We start from the raw sequence: 19,257 nt of genomic DNA, 5'->3' as shown, positions 1-19,257 counted from the left end.
GATACTTTCGTCGACGCGCTTCTACGTACAGATTTCGCCATACGCAGGCATCCCAGCTACGCGGGGGCTTGGCCCCTCCCGCGACCGGACTTTCACCGGCAAGAAGATGCGTGCTTCTGGGCACGCGAAAATAAAAAAGACATTTGCCTTATGCCTTGAGAAGGCTGGCAAATGTCTCGCGGTCCGAACAATTATTTGTTGTTCAGGTTGTATTTCTTGTTGAAACGGTCTACGCGGCCGCCAACGTCGTTGTTGCGTTGTCTGCCAGTGAAGAACGGGTGAGAAGCCGAGCTTGTATCGACACGGATTACCGGATAAGTATTTCCGTCTTCCCATTCCATCGTTTCATTTGAAGATTTAGTGGAAGCGCTCAGAAACTTGTAGTTTGCACTTGCATCAAAAAAAATCACCGTTTGAAATTTAGGGTGAATTTGTTCTCTCACTTTTGATCACCTTTACTGTTGAAATTATTTCGTAACTTTTACGATACTTTTTATTATAACGAATTACAAGGGAAAATGCCAGCAGCAAATAAAAATATCAAAATATTTATAAAATATTAATAATATATTCATAACATCGGGATATAATAAAAATATGAATTAATTTCATAGAATAAGGAGGGCTTGGTATGAAACCCGAAAGAAATTTGTCCTTATGGATGACCGAATTCCTGTGCAGTTCGGACCAAGTGAAGCTCCGCCGTATTCAGGAAGCTGAAAGCTTTCACAATCCTGAACTTATGAACAGCATTTATTTTCACCTGGCCCTGCGGGACAAGCTTCACCTGCTGGAGAACCGCAAAACCGGTTAATATTCAGAATAGACTGCCCTTTCCATCTGGAGGGGGCGGTTTTTTTGTGTTTTACGCTGCTCAGTTGCTTTTGTAGTAAGTCCGATTTATAATCAGGTTAGTAATTAATCAATCACAATTATTTTTTTGATAAAATAAAGGATGGAGAACAAATGGCAAAAAGCAATTCTACATCAATCAGCCGCCAAAAGGAAATTATATCAGCCGCCATCGACGTATTTGCGGAAATGGGATACTACCGGGCTACGACGGCAAAAGTTGCCGAGCGGGCCGGCATCTCGCAGCCGTATGTGTTCCGTTTTTTTGCAAGCAAGGAAGCTTTGCTGATAGAAGCACTCAAAGTTTCATTTGACCGTATCGCCGAGTCGTTCCAAATGGTTATTCAATCCGCATCTTCAGAAATGCTTGAGCAGGAGCTTATTGAAGCCTACTCCCGGATTATGACGGAATACCGCAGCGAAACGCTGCTGCAAATGCAGGCTCAGACGATCAGGGATGATGCTGTGGCCCACGTTATGAAAGAGGGATTCAGCGTGATTCGGAAAATGGTATATGAAGCCTTTCGTAAGGCCAATATCGGCAAGCCTTCCGAAAAAACGCTGCTCTTCCTGGCAAGGGGCATGCTTTGCAATGTAGCGATGGCGCTTGATTTGCCGGAGCTGATGAAAATAGACGATTAAGACACACGATCTGAATATATCCGTTTATAGCGGTCTATGGTAGCCATGACCTCCCGCACAAACCGGGCTGAAGCTTCTGTTGTCCCGTTATGGGCCAGGACGGCAACGGCTCCGCGAATCAGCCAAAATTCCGTATAGGCTGCGAGCTCGGCAAAATCTACAACTTTCCCTCCGCTTTGGTAGCCGTACGCAAACGCCGAGATTCGCCGCTTCCAGTCTTCATCCGTCCGGCAGCTCTTCAGCAAGGAAGCCAGCACCGCGGCCATATCAAAATGCCGGTTCCCTTTCCGCGCTTCGCCGAAATCGATCAGCAGCACGCTGCTTCTTTTCCTGCTGCGAGGGAAAAGCATGTTCCATTTTCCAAGATCGCCGTGAATCCAATCGCCTGAGCAGGAACTGGTGTTGGAGCTGGACAATTCGAAACTAAGGAGCTCCTGAACCCGTTCAGCAAGTGATCTCATCCAACTGGACGAATCCGTATTATCCCGGTTCTGAATCGTAGACCACATAGCACCAAGCTCGAAGCGGTCAGGCTGAGGGAGCCCATCCAAGGCTGCCAGTTCCAGGTGAAAAACAGCGATCGCATGGCCGAGTTTAACATCATCAACCTCCTCCGATCCTTTGGGATCATTATCCATATATAGCTGAAGGTTATAACATTCGTCTTCGTTCTGAGCGAAAGGCCGCATGTCTCTGGCCAGCAATATCGGAGGACACAGTTCAAAGTGCAGCAGCTTGTGGCTGATCTTATACTCCAGTTCCGCCTGCTGCCGGTTCCGTAGCCGCCTGAGCACATATTGGCCGCTGCCGGCTGCAACAAGCATTGCCATGGAGCTTCGTCCTGCGTTTATTTTCTGCAGCTTCTCTACCGCTCCAATATCATAATTTTGTTCGACAAACAGCCTTTCCGGCTGCTCCGTTTCTTTCCCCATTTTCCATTCATCCTCCGTTCAGGTGGTCCGTACCATTGTACATTTTGCAATTCCAATGGTCACCCTCCAGATGAAGCACGGTAATGGCCGTATTGTCCAGCGCCGCATCCATCCCGATCTCGGGCACCAGTTTTCTGAGACTTTGGCGCAGAAGAACGCCGTGGCTGACGATCAGGATGTGCCCCCCTGCATGCTTGCGGGCAATTTCCGCAATACATTCGGCACCCCGTTCCATGCCGGAGCCTGGCGATTCCTGGCCAAGCTCAAGCTTTTTCCAATCGTTCCCCCATTTTTGCCGGCGCTCCTCTTCGGTGGTTCCTTCGATGAGCCCCGCGTTCATTTCTCTTAACCGCGAATCATATTCGATATGCTTAATTCCCAGCCTTGCCGCGATAATTTCCGCAGTTTCCCTTGCCCGAAGCAGGTCGCTGGAGTAGATTCTGTCCCATTTCTCTTCCCTGAGCCGTTCCGCCAGCAGTCTTGCCTGTTCTCTGCCCTCCTCATCGAGCGGATTATCGGTAAGGCCCTGTACCCGTCCGGTTTTATTCCATAGAGTGCTGCCGTGTCTGATCAGCCCGATCTGTGTCATGATGCTTGATTCCTCCTTGCGAGATTCATAATTAGGGCAAGCAGCAGCTTGTATTTTCTAAAATTTCAAACAAAACCCAGTCAGGCTATAAGGCAGCAGACCGGGTTTAAGTTTATCTTGCTTTTTCAATTATACATATAACGCCGCATCCATGCCATCTGATGTCAGCGTAATTTCAGGCAGCCAATGCCATTACAAAATCGGGATGTAGATCGTCATTTTCATCTCATCCGGATACCTAGAGTTCCGGACGTCCGTAACCTCAAAATCGGGTCCTTCCCGCCGCTCATAATTCGAACCCGGCAGCCAGACCCCATAAATATATTTTCTTACCTGCTGAACATGCTCTGCAGTACCATCCGCGATAAACACCGCATACTTGCCGCCGGGAACAACAAATTGAACCAGATCCTCATCCAGGCTGTCCGTAAATGCACACACTTCTTCCCCGACAAGAAACGAAAATCCCCCGTCGTCTTCATAATCGCAGGAAATCCCGTAACACATGTCAGGAGCAGCCTTATCCGGAATGCGCATGTAGGTTTCACGAATTCCAAAGTCATGGTAAAAGCCCGGGATCTCGGCAAAATAGAGCTCATTGTTCAGGCACGTCCGATATTTGCGTCCTACAACGCGAAGCGGTGTTATTTCCCGGATTTCCGGCTTGCGCATATGAAATCCATCCTCCTTATAATTGGAATAATCCGTAAACTTCATGGGTTCCGACATACGAATCGCGCAGGGCTGCTTTCGAAATTTGGCCGGCGTCACGCCAAAACAGCCAGCAAAGGCTCGGGTAAAAGCCTCCTGCGAGCCATACCCCGCCGAAAGCGCGATATCCAGAATCGACCCATGGCCGCTTTCCAGCAGCCGCGCAGCTTCGGCCAGCCTGCGGCTTCGGATATATTCCTGCACGGAGGAGCCGGAAATCGCCTGGAATAGCCTTTGAAAATGAAAGGGAGAGAAGTGGGCCTTGGCAGCAATATCGGCAATAAACAGCTCTTCTTCCAAATGGCTTTCGATAAAATCAATAGACTGCTGAATTCTCGTGTAATAGTCCATCCGGCACCAACCTTTTGTCAATTTTCTCTATTGTATACCGGATCGGGCCAGCTTTTTTGATATTCCGTGCTGTCTTGGCGCTAATCTCCTTGCTGTGGGAACAGAGCTTCCCGGGCCGGGCAAGGCTGCTTCTCCAGAAAATCCGCCAGCGGAGCAGGCATGCTGCGGTACAAATCCTTCAGCGAAGTCCCGTTGTAGATGTTGCCGATCTTTACCGGGTAGCATAGCTCGGAAATGAGCAAATCCCCGTTTCCGTGCAGATGGAGCTGCTTTTTCCCTTCGATGCAGTGCGCAAAATAGACTCCGGGCTGTTCCTTGAAGCCAAGTTCGTCCATAAAGCGGTCCATACAGGTAAAGTATAAAATCATATCGTCCCGCTTCATGGCGATCAGCTCGCCAACCGCATGCTTCAGCTGTTCTCTGGCGGCGATCGCTCTCCAGCCGGAATGATGCATCACGATGCTGTTCTGAATTTCATGCGTGCGCACGCCCATTCCGTACACATCTTCGCTAATCGCCTTCATGTTGTTCTGGGTTTCGCTGAACAGCAGCGTTTCCAGCACGGTATCCACCCTTGGATCGGCGGCAAAAAGCGTAATGTTTTCGCGAATCTTATGATATACGCTCGGGTGAATATGATAGTATCTCGAAAATTCCTCCGCCGTTGTAAAGTTGAAGGAAATATGGATCGTCGTCAGCCCGGCTTCCGACAGCCGCGTTATCCGCTTTTCATCCAGCAGGCTGCCGTTGGAATTCAGCTGGGTCTGGATGCCTCTTGATGCGCAGTACCGCACTACCTCCAGACAGTCCTCATATTTCAAGGTCACCTCGCCGCCTGACAAACGTACTCTTTTTAGTGATGGAAGCTCTTCAAGCAATGGGATAATCTTACTTGCTCCAATGGAATTGCCGTCGTTTCTTTGATAGGCGCAGCAGTAATCGCAGCGAAAATTGCAGTTTGAAGTGATCCCGATTTCAAGACCTTCCAGTTCATAGGTATCCGGTTTTTCCAGCTCCAGCGATTTATAAGTCATCTTTTTATTACCCTCCTGAAAAAAAGTAATCAAACCTCCACAGGCTTAACCTAAAAATTATATAGGTTTGCCGGGAAAACGCCTGTGACTTATTTCAGGGAGGAAGAAAAAAAGCCCCATCAGCAGTTATGGAAACTTCTGATGAGGCTCGCTGTTCATAATGTTACTTGATGATTCCAGTCTCCTGGAGCGTGCGTTTGATATCCGCCACAGCTTCTTCTCCGAGCGTTCGGAAAGGAGGACGAACCGGTCCCGAAGGCAGTCCAACGATATCAAGCGCGGCCTTCACCATAGCAGGCTGCCCATACTTCCGAGCCAGCTCCCGGATCGGCTGCCAGCGGTAGTACCGATCACGGGCACGCTCGACCAATCCTTGCTGAAATTCGTTGTAGAGTGCGACAAACTCGCTCGTCATAAAGTTGGCGAGCGTGGAGGTGCAGCCCGGTAAACCGGAGGCCAAAGCGCCTAGAATGAGACCGTCCGAACCGCACATAACTGAAATGTCGTCGCCAGAATATGCCACGGTCCGCACCAGAGCGTGAAGATCGGTGGCGCCCTGCTTCACACCCGCGACGTTCTCCAGCTTGGCGAGCTTGGCGATTTCCTCCGGCGACAGATGCACGCCGATGCTGGCGCTGTTATAGATGAGAATCGGCAATTCGGCGGCTTCGTTAAGAAGCTGGAAGTGGTAGTAAATATCCTCCGGTCTCACCTCCGAGACATAAGGAGGCGTTACCATCACGCCGTCGGCTCCGGCCTCTTTGGCCGCCTGGGTCAGCTGGATGGCTTCGCCGGTGCCGCTTGCGGCCGTGCAGCACAGAAGCGGTACCCTGCCGGCAACGGCTTCGGCGGCGGCTGCGAACAGCTCCTGCCGTTCGGAGATGCTGAGGCTCGGGTATTCCGCGTAGGTGCCCCCCACGATGATTCCGTGAGCTCCCGAAGCGATGTAATGATCGATGTTCCGCCGCAGCGCGGACGGATCGAAGGTCAGTGTGTCCGTCATCGGAGTGATGGCGAGCACGTAAATTCCTTTGAGCTTATTTTTAAAATCAGTATTGGACATAACTTATGTTTCCTCCTTGATCTCGGCAATCTAGGTGCTTATGTTTAATTGCTGCCCAGAATGGACTCCATGGCCGCAAGTCCGTTTTTCATCTCGTCCCGGGATACCGCATAGGAGAGACGAAGATGATAAGGGCTGCCAAATCCGGTGCCTGGCATTACCGCTACGCCTGCCTGCGTCAACAGAATATCAGCCAAATCGTCGGCCGTGGATATAACGCGCCCTGCCAGGGATTGTCCGCGCCAGCCGGAGGCGTCCACCCATACATAGAAAGCGCCGTCCGGGACATTGCACGCAAGCCCACGGATCCGCCTGACTCCTTCAACAAGAATGTCGCGGCGAGCCGCGTACTCCCGGCGAATGTTCTCCAGATCGTCCTGCGGTCCGTCGATCGCGGCGAGAGCCGCCTGCTGAGCAATGGATGAAGGATTGCTCGTCGTATGCGATTGAAGACGCAGCATCGCCTGCGTGATCGCCGCCGGTGCGGCCGAATAACCGATTCTCCAACCGGTCATCCCGTATGTTTTGGACACTGCATTGGTAACGACGGTTCGTTCGCGCATGCCGGGAAACGATGCAATGCTCGTATATCCTTCCGGTTTGAAGACAAACGCCGAGTAGACCTCATCGCTGATGACCCAAAGATCGCGCTTCAGGCAGAAGTCAGCCAGCTCCGACAGCTCTTTCGCGCTGTACACCGCCCCAGAAGGGTTATTCGGCTGGTTGAGAATGAGCAAGCGGGTCGACTCGTTCACAAACGGCGCGAGCGACTCGGGCGTTACTTTATATCCGCTGGCGGCATCCGTCGGAACAAAAACCGGCTTGGCGCCCGCGAATTTAACCTGCTCTGGAAACGAAACCCAATACGGCACCGGGATCAGGACCTCGTCTCCCGCCTGGCACAGCGTACAGATTGCGTTGAACAGCGCGTGCTTGCCCCCCACCGTAACGACAATCTCGTCGGGATTATATGAAAGGCCTATATCCCGCCGCAGCGCTCTCGATATCGCTTCGCGCAGGGGCGTAATCCCGCTTGTATCGGTGTATCCTGTAAAATTGTTCTGAATCGCCTCAATGGCCGAGGCTTTGGCCCGATCAGGCGTCGGGAAATCCGGTTGTCCGAGACCCAAACGGTATACGGTTCGACCTTCCCGCTGATACCGGGCTACAGTTGATTCCAGCATCGCGGTCGGAGACGGCTGTACCCGGTCCACCCAATCCGCCAGCTGAACATGTCGGTTCAACAAAGACTATCACCTCATCTTTTATCTGAACGAGCCTGCAACTTCTACCGCTATAGAAGAATAGACCCGTGTCGCATTCTCAAGTTCAGACAATGCTACCCACTCATCGACTTTATGAGCCACGCTGAAGTCGCCCGGCCCGTAAATGACCGAAGGAATTCCCCGTTTGACGAAGTGGGTCATGTCGCAATTGGCCGTGAGGCCCGTAAGCTCGGGTTTACGGCCGTATACCCGTTCGATCGCCGCCGAAGCCAGCTCGACCATCGGATGATCAGGCCGGGTTTCCGACGCCACCCCGGTTGTCGGAATGAGACGGTCGATTTGGACCCGGCCGTCCAGAGCAGGCAAACCGGCGATGATCTGTTCGATCTCCCGCAGAGCGGCAGCCTCTTCCTCGCCGGGAATCAGCCGGCGATCGATCAGAGCTTCGCAGCGGTCCGGGATCATTGATTCCTTGATTCCGCCTTGAATAATCGTGACGGATAAGGTTGACTGCCCGGTTAACGGATGCAGTCTTTCCGTCAGCTGTTGTTCTGCGAAGTCCTCCAGCGCCACGAGCGTGCGGGCCATGAGGGAAACGGCATTGACCCCAAGGTGGGGCGTGGACGAATGCGCCGAAACCCCTTCCGCAACCAGAACCGGGCGGATGCTTCCCCGATGCGCGATCGCCAGGTTGCCGTTCGTCGCCTCGCCGACTACGGCAAGATCGGCGCGAAGGTCGGCCGGAAGGCTGCGAGCCCCCAGACTCGCCGCTTCTTCGTCCACCACTGCCGCGAGCACGATGTCGCCCGGCAGCTCAATCCCGGATGCGGCAATCGCTTCGACCGCAGCCATCATGGCGGCCAGTGGCCCTTTTGCGTCCATGACGCCGCGCCCGTATACCCGGTCGCCTTTCTGAACCATGGTGAAGGGATCGGAACTCCAGCCTTCCCCGGCCGGCACCACATCCATATGGGTATTCAGGATGATCGTACGTCCGCCGCCGGTACCTTTCAGGCGCGCGATCACATTCGGCCTTCCCGGCTCGACTACCTGAAGCTCCACTTCACATCCCGCATCTCGCATTACTTTGGCTACGTAAGCGGCCACTGCGCTTTCCGTACCATTCGGATTGACGCTTTGGAAACGGGTAAGTTCACCCAATATTTGGGTGGTCCGTTCCGGACGAATAGCCTCATCCAGACGCTTATGCGCTTCGGTCATAACGATTTCACCATCCCGCCGTCGACCAGCAGCGTCTGTCCCGTTACGTAGCTCGCTCCGTCCGAGCAGAGGAACGCGACCACCCGGGCGAATTCTTCCGGCTGTCCGTAGCGTCCGAGCGGGATATTCTTTTCAGACTGGGCCTTGATAACCTCTGGAGTAACGTCTGCCTTGCCGGCCCGAATCTTGTCCAGGGAACGAACCCGGTCTGTGTCGATCCGGCCCGGTCCGACCGTATTAACCCGGATGCCGTAAACGGCCAGTTCCTCCGCCAGCGTCTTGCTGAGTCCGGCTACTCCGGTCCGCATCACGTTGGAAAGCGTCAAGCCGGGAATAGGCTGCTTGACCGAGGACGACGCCAGGTTGACGATCGCTCCTCCCTGCTTCTTAAGATGTGGAAGCGCATATTTGATGAGACGGACCACGCTGAGCACGTTAAGCTCATAGGCGAATTGCCAGTCTTCCTCCTTCAGTGTTTCGAAGGTGCCCGCAGGAGGTCCGCCTGCGTTCGTGACTACGACCTGCAGCCCGCCAAAGGCACGAACCGTTTCGTCTACGCAGCGGGACAGGTCTGAAGCGGAGCGGACGTCGGCCTGAAGTCCAAGAGCGGGCATCCCCGTTTCGGCTGTAATTTCCGCCGCCACTTTCCCTGCCTCCTCCCCGCTGCGACTGAAAAGCGCAACGTTCGCTCCGCCACGCGCCAGCTCGAACGCCACGGCGCGGCCTAGCCCTTTGCTGGCAGCCGCTACCAGCGCCGTCTTGCCTGCTAAACCTGTGTTCATGGTGCTCATAGGCTCACCCCCTGAGAAAGGGTTAACTCGCGCGGCAGCTTGGTCAGTACCTCGCAGCCGGATTCCGTCACCAGGATCGTCTCGCTAAATCCGACACCATAGCGATTCGGAACGCGCAGAGCCGGCGGGATATGGAATACCATTCCCGGCTGCAGCACACGGGAGTCGTCCCGCTGCAAGCTCATGATGTGCCCTTCTCCCCAATCGGGCGCGAACGCGACGCCGATCGAGTAGCCGGTCCGTTTGCGGAACTGCTCGTACAGCCCGGCCCGTTCAATGGTTCCGCGGCAGGCCTCGTCCACCTCTCCGGCGGTAACGCCCGGCCGGATCACTTCAAGCGCGGCGTTCAGGGAGCTGATGCATACCTCGGTCACCCGCTTGATCTCATCGGTAGGGGTACCGGTATAAGCGGAGCGCATCAAGGCGCCATGGTACCGGTTGCGGGCGCCGGCCACTTCCAGCAGCAGCGTCTCCCCGTCGCCGATGACTTTATGGCCCCACGCGGAATGCATGTTGCCCGAGCGGTAACCGGAAGAAATAAACGGCTCCATCCCCAAATATTCGCCGCCGGCCAAGATCATGGCGGAGAACATGGCCGCTGCCGCCTCATCTTCGTTGACCCCTGCTCGAATGGCGTCCAGGCCTGCTTGCATCGACCGGTCCGCCACCGCGCAAGCTTCACGGATATAAGCGATCTCAGCTTGCGACTTGATCACCCGGAAAGCTTCTACCAGCCCCTGGGCATCCGTAAGACGGAAACCGTCAAGCAATGTCTCGAGCTTCAGGTAGTTGCGGACCGGCAGGAACCATGAGCCCGTCTCCACACCAATCTTTCCGGGAGCGATGCCCATTTCCTTTACCGTATCTGCGGTCAGGACGACCGGATCGTTCGTATCGTCGTAAGTTCGGACCTGCTGCTCGGGCAGCCAGCTGTACGTCTGTACGTTCGACAGCTCACCTCTCCGCAGCACCAGCACCGGATCGCCGGAAGCGGGAATGACGAGGCATTGATACATATAATAGCCAGGGCTCTGATAGCCGGTCAGATAAAAAATATTTTCGGGCGTATGCACGAGCATGCCGCTTAGTTCGCGGTTCGCGAGCTCATTTTGTACGTTTTTAAGACGGGATTGAAATTCCTCTATGGAAAATACCAATGTTGTGTCGCTCAATTTTGCTTACCTCTTTTCCTGGACTTAAATTCAAGCTTTATAACCGTAAGTGTCCATTCTCAAGTCTCTTAAATACGGGGTCTGCTTCGAGCATTCCGTCGCTTCGTTCAGATCGATCTCCAATACTTGCATTTCCTCATTGTTCAGACTTGCGTCCAGCACCAGTTCGCCTCGCGGACCCGCGAATTTGTTGTTGCCGAAAAGCCGCAGTCCGCCGCCTACACCGTTAACGCCGCCTACAAAACAGGTGTTCTCCAAAGCTCTGGACGGAAAATAGATGTCCCATCTGTGTTTATCTTCCAGGGAAAAGGCTGAAGGAGTTACGATCAGCTTCGCCCCTTGCAAGGCAAGCGTTCGCGCCGCCTCCGGGAATCCGGCATCGTAGCAGATCAGAATGCCGAGTTTGCCGAAATCCATCTCAAACGGGGAGCAGTCGTCGCCCGGTTTGAAATATTTTCTCTCATCCTCCCACAGATGGATTTTGCTGTACGTTCCCGCCACAGCTCCGCTTCGGTCAATGACAACGGCGCTGTTCGTAATGCTGCCCTCTGCTTGCCTGAGCGCCATCGGGATCACGATATTGATGCGGTGTTTCCGGGCGGCTTCGCTAAATGACTTCACGCTGAACCCGTCCAAATCCTCAGCAAGCTCATGATATCGATCACCGATCACGTCCGTGTTGTATCCGGTGACGGCCAGCTCCGGAAAGACGATCAAGTCTGCTCCTTGCCGGGCCGCTTCCCGGACAAAGCGCACTCCTTTCTGCACGTTGGCGGATACGTCCATCAAGACGCTTTCGAACTGCACCAGCGCCAATTTTACGGTCTCCAAATGCGACCACCTCCAGCTGCGAAATTAGAATAGTTGACGAAAGATGACTATTTGCGGATGTGACGCTGTTCTCCGTTCGTCAGTACGAGGTGATCTGATTCAGGAACTGCTTCAGGCGGGGGTGCTTGGCAGCTTCTTCAAGCTGTGAAGACGGCAGGTCCTCCACAACTTTCCCCTGATCCATGAAGATGATGCGGTCTCCGACCCTGCGGGCGAATTCCATCTCATGCGTAACGATAACGACGGTCATCCCGTCCTTGACCAAATCCACGATAACGTCCAGAACCTCGGAAGTCATCTCGGGATCCAGCGCCGAAGTGGGCTCGTCGAATAGCATCAGCTTCGGATTCATGGCCAGCGCGCGCGCAATGGCGATACGCTGCTGTTGTCCGCCCGAGAGCTGTTCGGGGTAATGCTCCGCCCGATCCGAAAGACGTACCCGTTCAAGCAATTGAACCGCCCGTGACCGGGCATCTTGATCACTTACGCGCTTAACCACTTTCGGGGCCAGCATAATATTCTGAATCGCACTCAGGTGCTGGAACAAATCAAACGATTGAAATACCATTCCGATTTCGGACCGGGAATGCCGCGACCCGTTGACATCTTGTCCGTTATACAAAATTAGACCGCCATCGATGCTCTCCAGACCCGCCATACACCTCAGCAGCGTGGACTTGCCGGAACCCGATGGTCCGATGATAACAACCCGCTCGCCTTCCTTAATTTCGAGAGACACGTCTTTAAGAATCGGCTCGCCGTGGTACTTCTTGGATACTTGTTTTATCTGCAGCAAATCGCTTGCGCCTCCTTTCGTATCAGACGATTCGGTTCGGTTCCCGGTTCTTTAAACCCGAGAACAGCTTCGGTTGACGTTTTTTCGTTCGCGTGGTATCCATTCGCCGCTCCAAATAGGACTGCACGAACGTAAACAGCGCCGTAAACGCCAGGTAATAGATGACGGCTGCTATCAGTGTGTCGATATAATCGAAGTTGGCACTCGCCGTTTGTTGAGCCGTCAGCAGCAGGTCGGTATAGCCTACGACAGAGGCCATGGCCGAAGTCTTCAGCATGCCGATGAACTGGTTGGCCGTTGGCGGTACGATGACCCGAAACGCCTGGGGAAGTACGACATATCTCATTCGCTGCCAGTTGTTCATCCCAAGGGCATGGGCGGCTCGATGCTGCCCTTTGCCGACCGAGGCCAGGCCGGAACGCACGATTTCCGCCATGTATGCAGCCTCGTTAAGCGCGAGCGCGACGAATGCGGACTGGAACCCGCTCAGCTTGATGCCGAACTGGGGCAGTGCATTATAGACAAAGATCAATTGCACCAACACGGGAATGCCGCGAAATATCCATATATATGAAGCTGCCAGTCCCTGCAAAGGTTTCCACCTCGACATTTTGGCAAGTGCAATGATAAATCCAAGGACGACCGCAACAATCTGCGATACAAGCGTCAGCTTTATCGTATTAACAGCGCCGAGCAAAAAAGCTTCTGAACCGAGATACGACAATACGCCTTCTATCAATTCCATTAATAAACCCCTTTCGCCAGTTATTCTCCCTGATTCGGCGGCCGAAAGAACTTTAGTACAAATCTTTCGGCCGCCTTATCCAGGGGACTACGGCATCACTTGAAATAACTCATCTCTTCCGGCAAATGATATTTGTCCATCAGCTTCTTATACGTACCGTCCTCAACGACATTCTTCAGCGCAGCTTCAATCGCGGCTTTCATTTCCGTGTCGCCCTTGCGAACGGCAATTCCGATCTTCGTATCCGAACCGAAAGTACCGGCGATTTCGAAAACGCCCGGTTTCTCCTCTTGCAGATAAGCCGCGCCAGGAGAGGAATGAAGGAAGGCGTCAGCCCGGCCCTGCTCGGTGGCAAGAACGGCGTCGTTGGCAGTCGGCAGCGCCAAAACTTTAATTTCCGTCTTGCCGGCTTGCTTCAGCTTTTCATTATGCTCCCGAACGTTGATTTCCTCGACAGCTCCGCGTGTGACGGCAACCGTGTTGCCGGACAGATCATCCAAGCTTTTAATGCCTTTCGGATTTCCGCTCTTCACGACAATCGAATCGCCCAGACCCATGTAGGTCACGAAATCAACCTGTTGTTCCCGCTCTGGCTTGATATACATCGCTGAGTTGATCATGTCGATCCGCTTGCCCTGAAGAGCCGGAATCAGACCGTCGAAGTTCATGGACTGGATCTCCACCTTCAAGCCCATTTGCTCGGCAATGGCTTGACCCAGTTCGATATCGAATCCGGTAAATTGATTATTGCTCATATATTCGAAAGGAGGGAAAGTAGCGGCGGTGGCGTACGTTAAAACTCCTTTCTTGGCTAAAGATGACGGGGGTGTCACAGAAGCTTTTTGCTCTCCCGGCTGATTGCTTTGAGATGGGGAGGCTTGTCCGCTGCTTTCACTGTTTTTCCCCGAGCATGCGCTCAGGACAGTCACGATCAGTACCAAAATCGCACAAATAAGCATACTTTTTTTCTTCATCATGATGTAATTCCTCCTCAGGTTTTCTGTTCGATTTCCATAACGCCAAGCACGACCTTCTGCGTTTTCCGATTATGTTCAACAAGGAACTGACTGGCTTCCTCCGCCTTTTGCTGGCTCATCAGCTCAACAAGATGGCGATGTTCGCTAGTGGAACCGTCAAGCATACCGGGCTGGACGAGAAGAATGCGGCGATATCGCTCGCTTTGCTCCCATAACCGTTCGATTATGGACATTAATACAGGACGCTTCGCCAGTCTGTAGATCAGCATGTGAAACTCGCGATTGGCGACCAGGATTTCCTCGGTATCGGGGTTCGGGTGTTTCGCCAGCTCTTCCTGCTCCTGAATCATCCCGTTAAGAGCATGTACGTCTTCGGGTGTCAGAAGCTCGGTAGCCAGCTTTACGGCCAAGCCTTCCAGTTGGCACCGTACCAGATAAATGTCATCGAGATGTTCGGCTGACAATGTGCTTACCGTCGCTCCCCGGTGTGAGTGAAGAACGATCAAATCCTGGGCTGCCAGTTTCTCCAAAGCGCTGCGCACCGGCATTTTGCTAACGCCGAGTTTAGCTGCGACAGCGTCTTGATCGATTTTCTCACCGGGAGCGAGCTCACCGGACAATATCCATTGCTTAAGAATGGTGTAGGCATGTTCCGACGCAGTAACAATAACAGGGATTTTACTCAACCATTCTGCACTTCCTCTCTAAAAATATGATTTGGCTGATGATCAGATATTTGATCAAATATCAGTGATCAAAGTTGATCTGTAAGATTAGGTCACATTGTATCGTTCGATTTGAAAGATTGTCAACACAAATATCTTTTTATGTCATAATAAATATCATTGATGGGATATCGTTGATATAAACTGCCATTTTCAGTTGCCAAACCGGTTTGAATGTCATTATAATTACTTTGATATTTGATAAAATATCATAAATAGGTTAATAGTTTGGCAATTCATTCTATATATGTGAACTTACCTGACATTTTGATTTTTCATATATAGGGACAAAAAAAGAGGTGCACAGCATGCTGATTTCAAAAATCGATGTATTCAGAAGAGATCTTCCTCTCTCTCCCCCTTTCACTCACTCTTCTTCCGGAACGGTAACCCATTTGAAAGAAGTCTATCTGCGAATTACGGCGGATTCCGGCGTCAGCGGCTGGAGTGAAGTGCGCGGCAATTGCGAGTATGTGACGGGAGACACTCCCGAACGGGTTGCGGCTGTACTTATTCATACGATTGGTCCCGCACTTCTCGGCAAACCCGTGCTGAACCGGAATTCGATAAATGCCGAGCTGGACAGACTGATTACAGGAAACAGCGCGGCCCGCGCGGCCGTAGATATCGCCTTGCTTGATCTGACGGGGAAGCTGCTCAAGGTGTCTGTATCGGACCTGATGGGGGGACGGCTCAGGGATACGATTCCAAGTGACGCCACCATCGCCTTTGGAACACCGGCGGAAGCCGAAGAAGAGGCCGTCCGTTACCTTGATGCAGGCTTCCGAACGATCAAGCTGAGGGTAGGCCCGGACAGGGCCGGCGATCTGGAGAGAGTGCGGCGGGTCAGATCCGTTATTGATAAAGCCGGCTTGGGCCGGGACGTTCTGCTGTGTGTCGATGCCAATCAGGGATGGACTCCCAAACAGGCGGTACTGCGGCTGAAAGAATTGGAGGCGTTTGGCGTTGAGTGGGCGGAGCAGCCCGTTCCCGCCAGCGATTTGGGCGGTTTGAAACAGGTCAGAAACCAGGTCAATGCCGCCGTGGTCGCAGACGAAAGCTGCCGTACGCCGGCGGATGTGGCCAGAATCGCAGCCGAAGGTTCAGCCGATCTCGTTCATTTGAAGCTGGTAAAGGCGGGATCCGTCGCCAACCTGCAGCGGATGATGGCTGTGGCCGAATCTTTCGGCCTGCCCTATATGTTGGGGCAAATGGATGAAGGGCGGCTTGCTACCGCTGCATTGGTCCAAATCGCAGCGGCTTCCCGCGCCAGCCATTTTGAAGTATGGGGATTTCAGCGGGTTCGTCCTGAAGACGACCCGGCGAGCGGACTTTCCATATCGAACGGGGCGGTACACGTTCCGGATGGTTACGGCCTTGGCGTAACCGTGGATGAATCCGCCCTGGAGCCCGTTTTCAGCATGTCGGTTTAAGGACATGGCTTACAAGCTTTCTAAACAAGAAAAACCGTCCGGAAAATTCGCCGGACGGTCCTTTGTCGTGCTATGTGATACGTTTGTACGTGGGGGAGGGAATGGATATGGGATTCCACCGCTGTTAGATTCATGTTCTTATTAAACTTGCAATAGGGTTAGAACCTGACTCTAAAGGCGGCCGCTACGCTCTCCACCTCACACCCATTCCCACTTCGATCTACTTTGAATCGAGTATAAAATCAAAATCGGAATCGCTGATCAGCAGTAGATTCCATGTTCCGCTTCCTTCCTTAGTATTCATTAACCAGGTCAACGACATTTATACTTGGCGCCTGTCCCTGAACATAAGCTTTAAGATTGCCGATAAAAATAGCTGCAAGACGTTCGATATAGCTTGTCGATAATCCGGCCATATGCGGTGTAATCATGACATTGTCCATCGCCCACAGCGGATGGTCTGCTGGCAGCGGCTCCGGTTCAAACACATCCAGACCGGCTCCGGCAATGGATTGGCTTTGCAAAGCCTGAACCATCGCGTCCGTATCCGTTGTTTTGCCTCTGCCGATGTTAATATAGAAAGCGCTTGGCTTCATAATGGAGAACTGCTCTTTCCCTATAAGCTTTTCGGTTTCTCGCGTATGGGGCAAGCAGTTTACAACATAATCGCAATGCTTCAGCATTTCATTTAAACGATCCAATGTGTACATCGTGTCTACATACTCGTTAGGACTACCGGATTTACGTACACCGAGAACTTTCATTTGAAAAGCTTTGGCCAGCCGGGCCGTTTCCACGCCGATGGCGCCTACACCGAGAATACCCATCGTTTTGCCGTGCGCCTCCCCGATTCCTTCTGTCTGGAAGTCCCAGACTTGGCCGGATTGATTCCGGACTGCCGTATGCAGGCGGCGGGTAAGGGAGAGCAGCATGGCAAAAATGTGCTCCGATATTGGGAAAGGATGAACCCCGCTCGCATTGGTCAACGTAATTCCAAGCTGGGAAAAGCGCTCAAGCGGAAGCTGATCGACACCCGCTCCGATGTTTTGCACCCACTTGAGCGACGTGCCGTCCTGAAGCGTAATTTCGGCGGCAGCCTTATTCCAGCCGAGCAAAATTTCCGCATCCTGCAGATGCTCCTGCAAAGCTTCGGGATCGCTTCCGTCAACAAGGCTCCAGCCGGGCGCCGCTTCCTGTATCGCGGTTTTGTAGGCTTCACCCAGCGATTGAAGCGCAACGATTTTTCCCATGGTCATCTCTCCATTCCCTTTTTGACAAAAACGATATCATCCATAAACTGGAACTGTCAAACCGTATAGGTAGAAAAAGACATGCATTGCAGCATGCGAACAGGATCCGGAAACCAGCCGCTACACTTTAAACCGCTCAATTGAAGTCTGCAAATCCTGAGCAAGGCTGCTGAGATAGGCAGCGGAACCGTTCACTTCCTCTACGGATGCGAGCTGCTCCTGCGCCGCGGCAGCAACGCTTTGTGTCAGCTCCTTGGCATGTTCCGCTATATTGGCCGAAGCCTCAACGGTTGCCAGCACTTCTTCGGAGCTTGCCGACATTTGCTCCGTGATCGCGGAAACGTCATGCAGCTGCATGGCGAGCTGCTTAATGTTGTCCAGAATATGATCGAAATTGTCCGCAACATCCGACATTGTCGCTTTTCCTTGCTGAGCATAGGCTTTGCTGTTCTCCATATTTTTGAATACGCGTTCTGTTTCGCTTTGCATTTCCTGAATAAGGCCCGCTACATTTTGCGAGGAATCCCGGGTCTGCTCGGCCAATTTTTTGACCTCGGCCGCCACTACGGCAAAACCTCTCCCTTCCTCTCCGGCCCGGGCCGCTTCGATTGCCGCATTTAAAGACAGCAACCCCGTTTGATTGGCAATGTCGTTAATGGTACCCGTAATCTCGCCGATACTTGCCGATTTCTCATTCAGTGAAGCCACCATTTGGGCCAGATCGACAATTGACCGATGGATTTGCTCCACCTGATTCATCGCTTTTGCCAAAAATTCATGTCCCATTACCGCATTATTCTCCGAATGCTGCGAAGCTGCGACAAGTTCACTCGCCGATTCCGCAATCCGTCCAATGCCTGTGGTCATCTCTTCCATCGTTCTGTTCATTTCTTCCGCCCCGCGTGCGTGAGCTTCGGTGCCCTCGCTGATCGTCTGCATCTGACGCGAAATATGCTCGGTCGCTTTGGCGCTTTGTTCGGAGCTTGCCGTCAGTTCTTCCGAGCTTGCCGCCAGTGTCGCGGCTTTCTCATTGATATGCTTCACAAGCGTGCGCAGCGATTCAACCATCAGGTTAAAGGAATGCGTCAGCCGGCCGGTTTCATCCTTGTATAAATAAGTGCCGCTGACGGTCAAGTCGCCTGCAGCCGCGCTTTCCATCATTTTTTGCAGGGCTTGAATAGGACGTGTAATCATTCTGATAATAGCTATTGAAAGGAAGAGAAGCAGCGAAAGCGGCTGCAAGGCAAATGACATTAATCAATTTGGCAGAGCTGCTTGCCCGGCTGTTCTCCGAATTTCGATTCAGCGCATCTTGTTCAGTTAACTCCGACAGCTTCACGATCGAAGCTTCTACCGCTTTCTTCCCCGGTACCAGTTCTGCAAGATATACCGCATAGGCTTCCTCGTTTTTGTTTGCCAAGGCAAGAGCGAGCACTTTATCCACCGAGCTTCTTAATGCCTGTCTTTGTGCCGTAATTTGATCAAACAGGGTCTGCTCCTCTTGACTCAAAATGGATGCCCTAAACTGCTGCATAAGCTTGTCGATTTCAGCCGAGGTATCCTCAAAATTTTTGTTGAGATCATGATTCATGTTCTCATCCTCAGTCAGCATCAAGCCGAGAATGTCGTTCATGATGATGTTAAAGTTCGATTTTACCTGGTTGATCGCTTTGACTTGTAACAAATTTTGCTCATACATGGCTGCAGAGTTTACAGCGATCTTATTCATATAGAAAAAGCTGACAGAACCGATGATCAGCAAAAATACGATCGACGTAGTGTTTAAAATCGCAAGCTTGAAGCGGAATTTCAGATTTCGCAAGATGAACATGGTACTCCCCCTGAAGTAAAATGATTTTAGCCGTAAATCTCCACTTTTTTTGGAATTCTCCATGAGATTATCTTCGGTTTGTTTT

General features: G+C 52.4%; 21 protein-coding genes. 3 read left to right on the top strand and 18 right to left on the bottom strand.

The features are described from left to right. Positions 1-191: 191 nt before the first annotated feature. Positions 192-443 (bottom strand): type B 50S ribosomal protein L31, encoded by a 252-nt coding sequence (locus K7397_RS14480; protein ID WP_223068649.1) that lies wholly within the window; start codon positions 441-443, stop codon positions 192-194. A 188-nt stretch (positions 444-631) separates the two neighbouring features. On the opposite strand from K7397_RS14480, the gene K7397_RS14475 reads away from it, so the two are divergent. Together K7397_RS14475 and K7397_RS14470 are read left to right on the top strand one after the other, a co-directional pair. Continuing rightward, positions 632-814, top strand: a complete 183-nt coding sequence (locus K7397_RS14475) for a hypothetical protein (protein ID WP_223068648.1) — start codon at positions 632-634, stop codon at positions 812-814. A 152-nt stretch (positions 815-966) separates the two neighbouring features. Further along, positions 967-1,494, top strand: coding sequence for a TetR/AcrR family transcriptional regulator (locus K7397_RS14470; RefSeq protein ID WP_223068647.1), 528 nt, complete (start codon positions 967-969; stop codon positions 1,492-1,494). Here the strand turns inward: K7397_RS14470 and K7397_RS14465 are convergent. From K7397_RS14465 to K7397_RS14400, 14 genes are all read right to left on the bottom strand, one after another. After that, entirely contained in the window at positions 1,491-2,426 is a 936-nt protein-coding gene (locus K7397_RS14465) for a phosphotransferase (protein WP_223068646.1), read from the bottom strand. The genes K7397_RS14470 and K7397_RS14465 overlap by 4 nt on opposite strands. Positions 2,427-2,433: 7 nt before the next feature. Continuing rightward, positions 2,434-3,015, bottom strand: a complete 582-nt coding sequence (locus tag K7397_RS14460; protein ID WP_223068645.1) for a histidine phosphatase family protein — start codon at positions 3,013-3,015, stop codon at positions 2,434-2,436. 192 nt (positions 3,016-3,207) lie between these two features. Then, on the bottom strand, positions 3,208-4,077 hold the full coding sequence (locus tag K7397_RS14455) for an effector binding domain-containing protein (RefSeq protein WP_223068644.1): 870 nt from the start codon (positions 4,075-4,077) through the stop codon (positions 3,208-3,210). An 80-nt stretch (positions 4,078-4,157) separates the two neighbouring features. Continuing rightward, positions 4,158-5,111 carry a radical SAM protein gene (locus K7397_RS14450; protein ID WP_223068643.1) on the bottom strand — a complete coding sequence of 318 codons (954 nt, stop codon included), beginning with the start codon at positions 5,109-5,111 and terminating at the stop codon, positions 4,158-4,160. A 163-nt stretch (positions 5,112-5,274) separates the two neighbouring features. Continuing rightward, the gene (locus tag K7397_RS14445) at positions 5,275-6,174 is read right to left on the bottom strand and encodes a dihydrodipicolinate synthase family protein (RefSeq protein ID WP_223068642.1); all 900 of its coding nucleotides are present in this window, start codon (positions 6,172-6,174) and stop codon (positions 5,275-5,277) included. Positions 6,175-6,218: 44 nt separating this feature from the next. Continuing rightward, a complete protein-coding gene (locus tag K7397_RS14440) occupies positions 6,219-7,418 on the bottom strand; it encodes a pyridoxal phosphate-dependent aminotransferase (RefSeq protein WP_223068641.1) in 1,200 nt (399 codons plus the stop codon). A gap of 21 nt (positions 7,419-7,439) precedes the next feature. Next, positions 7,440-8,621 (bottom strand): M20 family metallopeptidase, encoded by a 1,182-nt coding sequence (locus tag K7397_RS14435; protein WP_223068640.1) that lies wholly within the window; start codon positions 8,619-8,621, stop codon positions 7,440-7,442. Further along, the gene (locus K7397_RS14430) at positions 8,618-9,403 is read right to left on the bottom strand and encodes an SDR family oxidoreductase (protein WP_223068656.1); all 786 of its coding nucleotides are present in this window, start codon (positions 9,401-9,403) and stop codon (positions 8,618-8,620) included. The genes K7397_RS14435 and K7397_RS14430 overlap by 4 nt, the downstream gene beginning before the upstream one ends. A 5-nt stretch (positions 9,404-9,408) precedes the next feature. Then, positions 9,409-10,584 carry a M24 family metallopeptidase gene (locus K7397_RS14425; protein ID WP_223068639.1) on the bottom strand — a complete coding sequence of 392 codons (1,176 nt, stop codon included), beginning with the start codon at positions 10,582-10,584 and terminating at the stop codon, positions 9,409-9,411. Between the two features lie 30 nt (positions 10,585-10,614). Then, positions 10,615-11,415 carry a nitrilase-related carbon-nitrogen hydrolase gene (locus K7397_RS14420; protein ID WP_223068638.1) on the bottom strand — a complete coding sequence of 267 codons (801 nt, stop codon included), beginning with the start codon at positions 11,413-11,415 and terminating at the stop codon, positions 10,615-10,617. Between the two features lie 79 nt (positions 11,416-11,494). Further along, complete coding sequence (locus K7397_RS14415) at positions 11,495-12,211, bottom strand: amino acid ABC transporter ATP-binding protein (protein WP_223068637.1); 717 nt, start codon at positions 12,209-12,211, stop codon at positions 11,495-11,497. Between the two features lie 22 nt (positions 12,212-12,233). Beyond that, positions 12,234-12,956, bottom strand: coding sequence for an amino acid ABC transporter permease (locus K7397_RS14410; protein ID WP_223068636.1), 723 nt, complete (start codon positions 12,954-12,956; stop codon positions 12,234-12,236). Between the two features lie 95 nt (positions 12,957-13,051). Beyond that, the gene (locus tag K7397_RS14405; RefSeq protein WP_223068635.1) at positions 13,052-13,933 is read right to left on the bottom strand and encodes an ABC transporter substrate-binding protein; all 882 of its coding nucleotides are present in this window, start codon (positions 13,931-13,933) and stop codon (positions 13,052-13,054) included. A gap of 14 nt (positions 13,934-13,947) precedes the next feature. Then, on the bottom strand, positions 13,948-14,619 hold the full coding sequence (locus K7397_RS14400) for a GntR family transcriptional regulator (protein ID WP_223068634.1): 672 nt from the start codon (positions 14,617-14,619) through the stop codon (positions 13,948-13,950). A gap of 347 nt (positions 14,620-14,966) precedes the next feature. On the opposite strand from K7397_RS14400, the gene K7397_RS14395 reads away from it, so the two are divergent. Continuing rightward, positions 14,967-16,091 carry a mandelate racemase/muconate lactonizing enzyme family protein gene (locus K7397_RS14395; protein WP_223068633.1) on the top strand — a complete coding sequence of 375 codons (1,125 nt, stop codon included), beginning with the start codon at positions 14,967-14,969 and terminating at the stop codon, positions 16,089-16,091. Positions 16,092-16,384: 293 nt separating this feature from the next. Here the strand turns inward: K7397_RS14395 and K7397_RS14390 are convergent, their stop codons facing one another. From K7397_RS14390 to K7397_RS21605, 3 genes are all read right to left on the bottom strand, one after another. Next, a complete protein-coding gene (locus K7397_RS14390; RefSeq protein WP_223068632.1) occupies positions 16,385-17,341 on the bottom strand; it encodes a D-2-hydroxyacid dehydrogenase in 957 nt (318 codons plus the stop codon). A 120-nt stretch (positions 17,342-17,461) separates the two neighbouring features. Next, positions 17,462-18,502, bottom strand: coding sequence for a methyl-accepting chemotaxis protein (locus K7397_RS21610; RefSeq protein ID WP_237690936.1), 1,041 nt, complete (start codon positions 18,500-18,502; stop codon positions 17,462-17,464). Next, positions 18,441-19,172 carry an MCP four helix bundle domain-containing protein gene (locus tag K7397_RS21605; RefSeq protein WP_237690935.1) on the bottom strand — a complete coding sequence of 244 codons (732 nt, stop codon included), beginning with the start codon at positions 19,170-19,172 and terminating at the stop codon, positions 18,441-18,443. The genes K7397_RS21610 and K7397_RS21605 overlap by 62 nt, the downstream gene beginning before the upstream one ends. Positions 19,173-19,257: the final 85 nt, after the last annotated feature.

Origin of the sequence: Paenibacillus caui, assembly GCF_019904135.1 — a bacterium.
GTDB lineage: Bacteria > Bacillota > Bacilli > Paenibacillales > Paenibacillaceae > Fontibacillus > Fontibacillus caui.
Note: the sequence above shows the minus strand (reverse complement) of the source record. Positions and strands in the feature narration are given on the sequence as shown.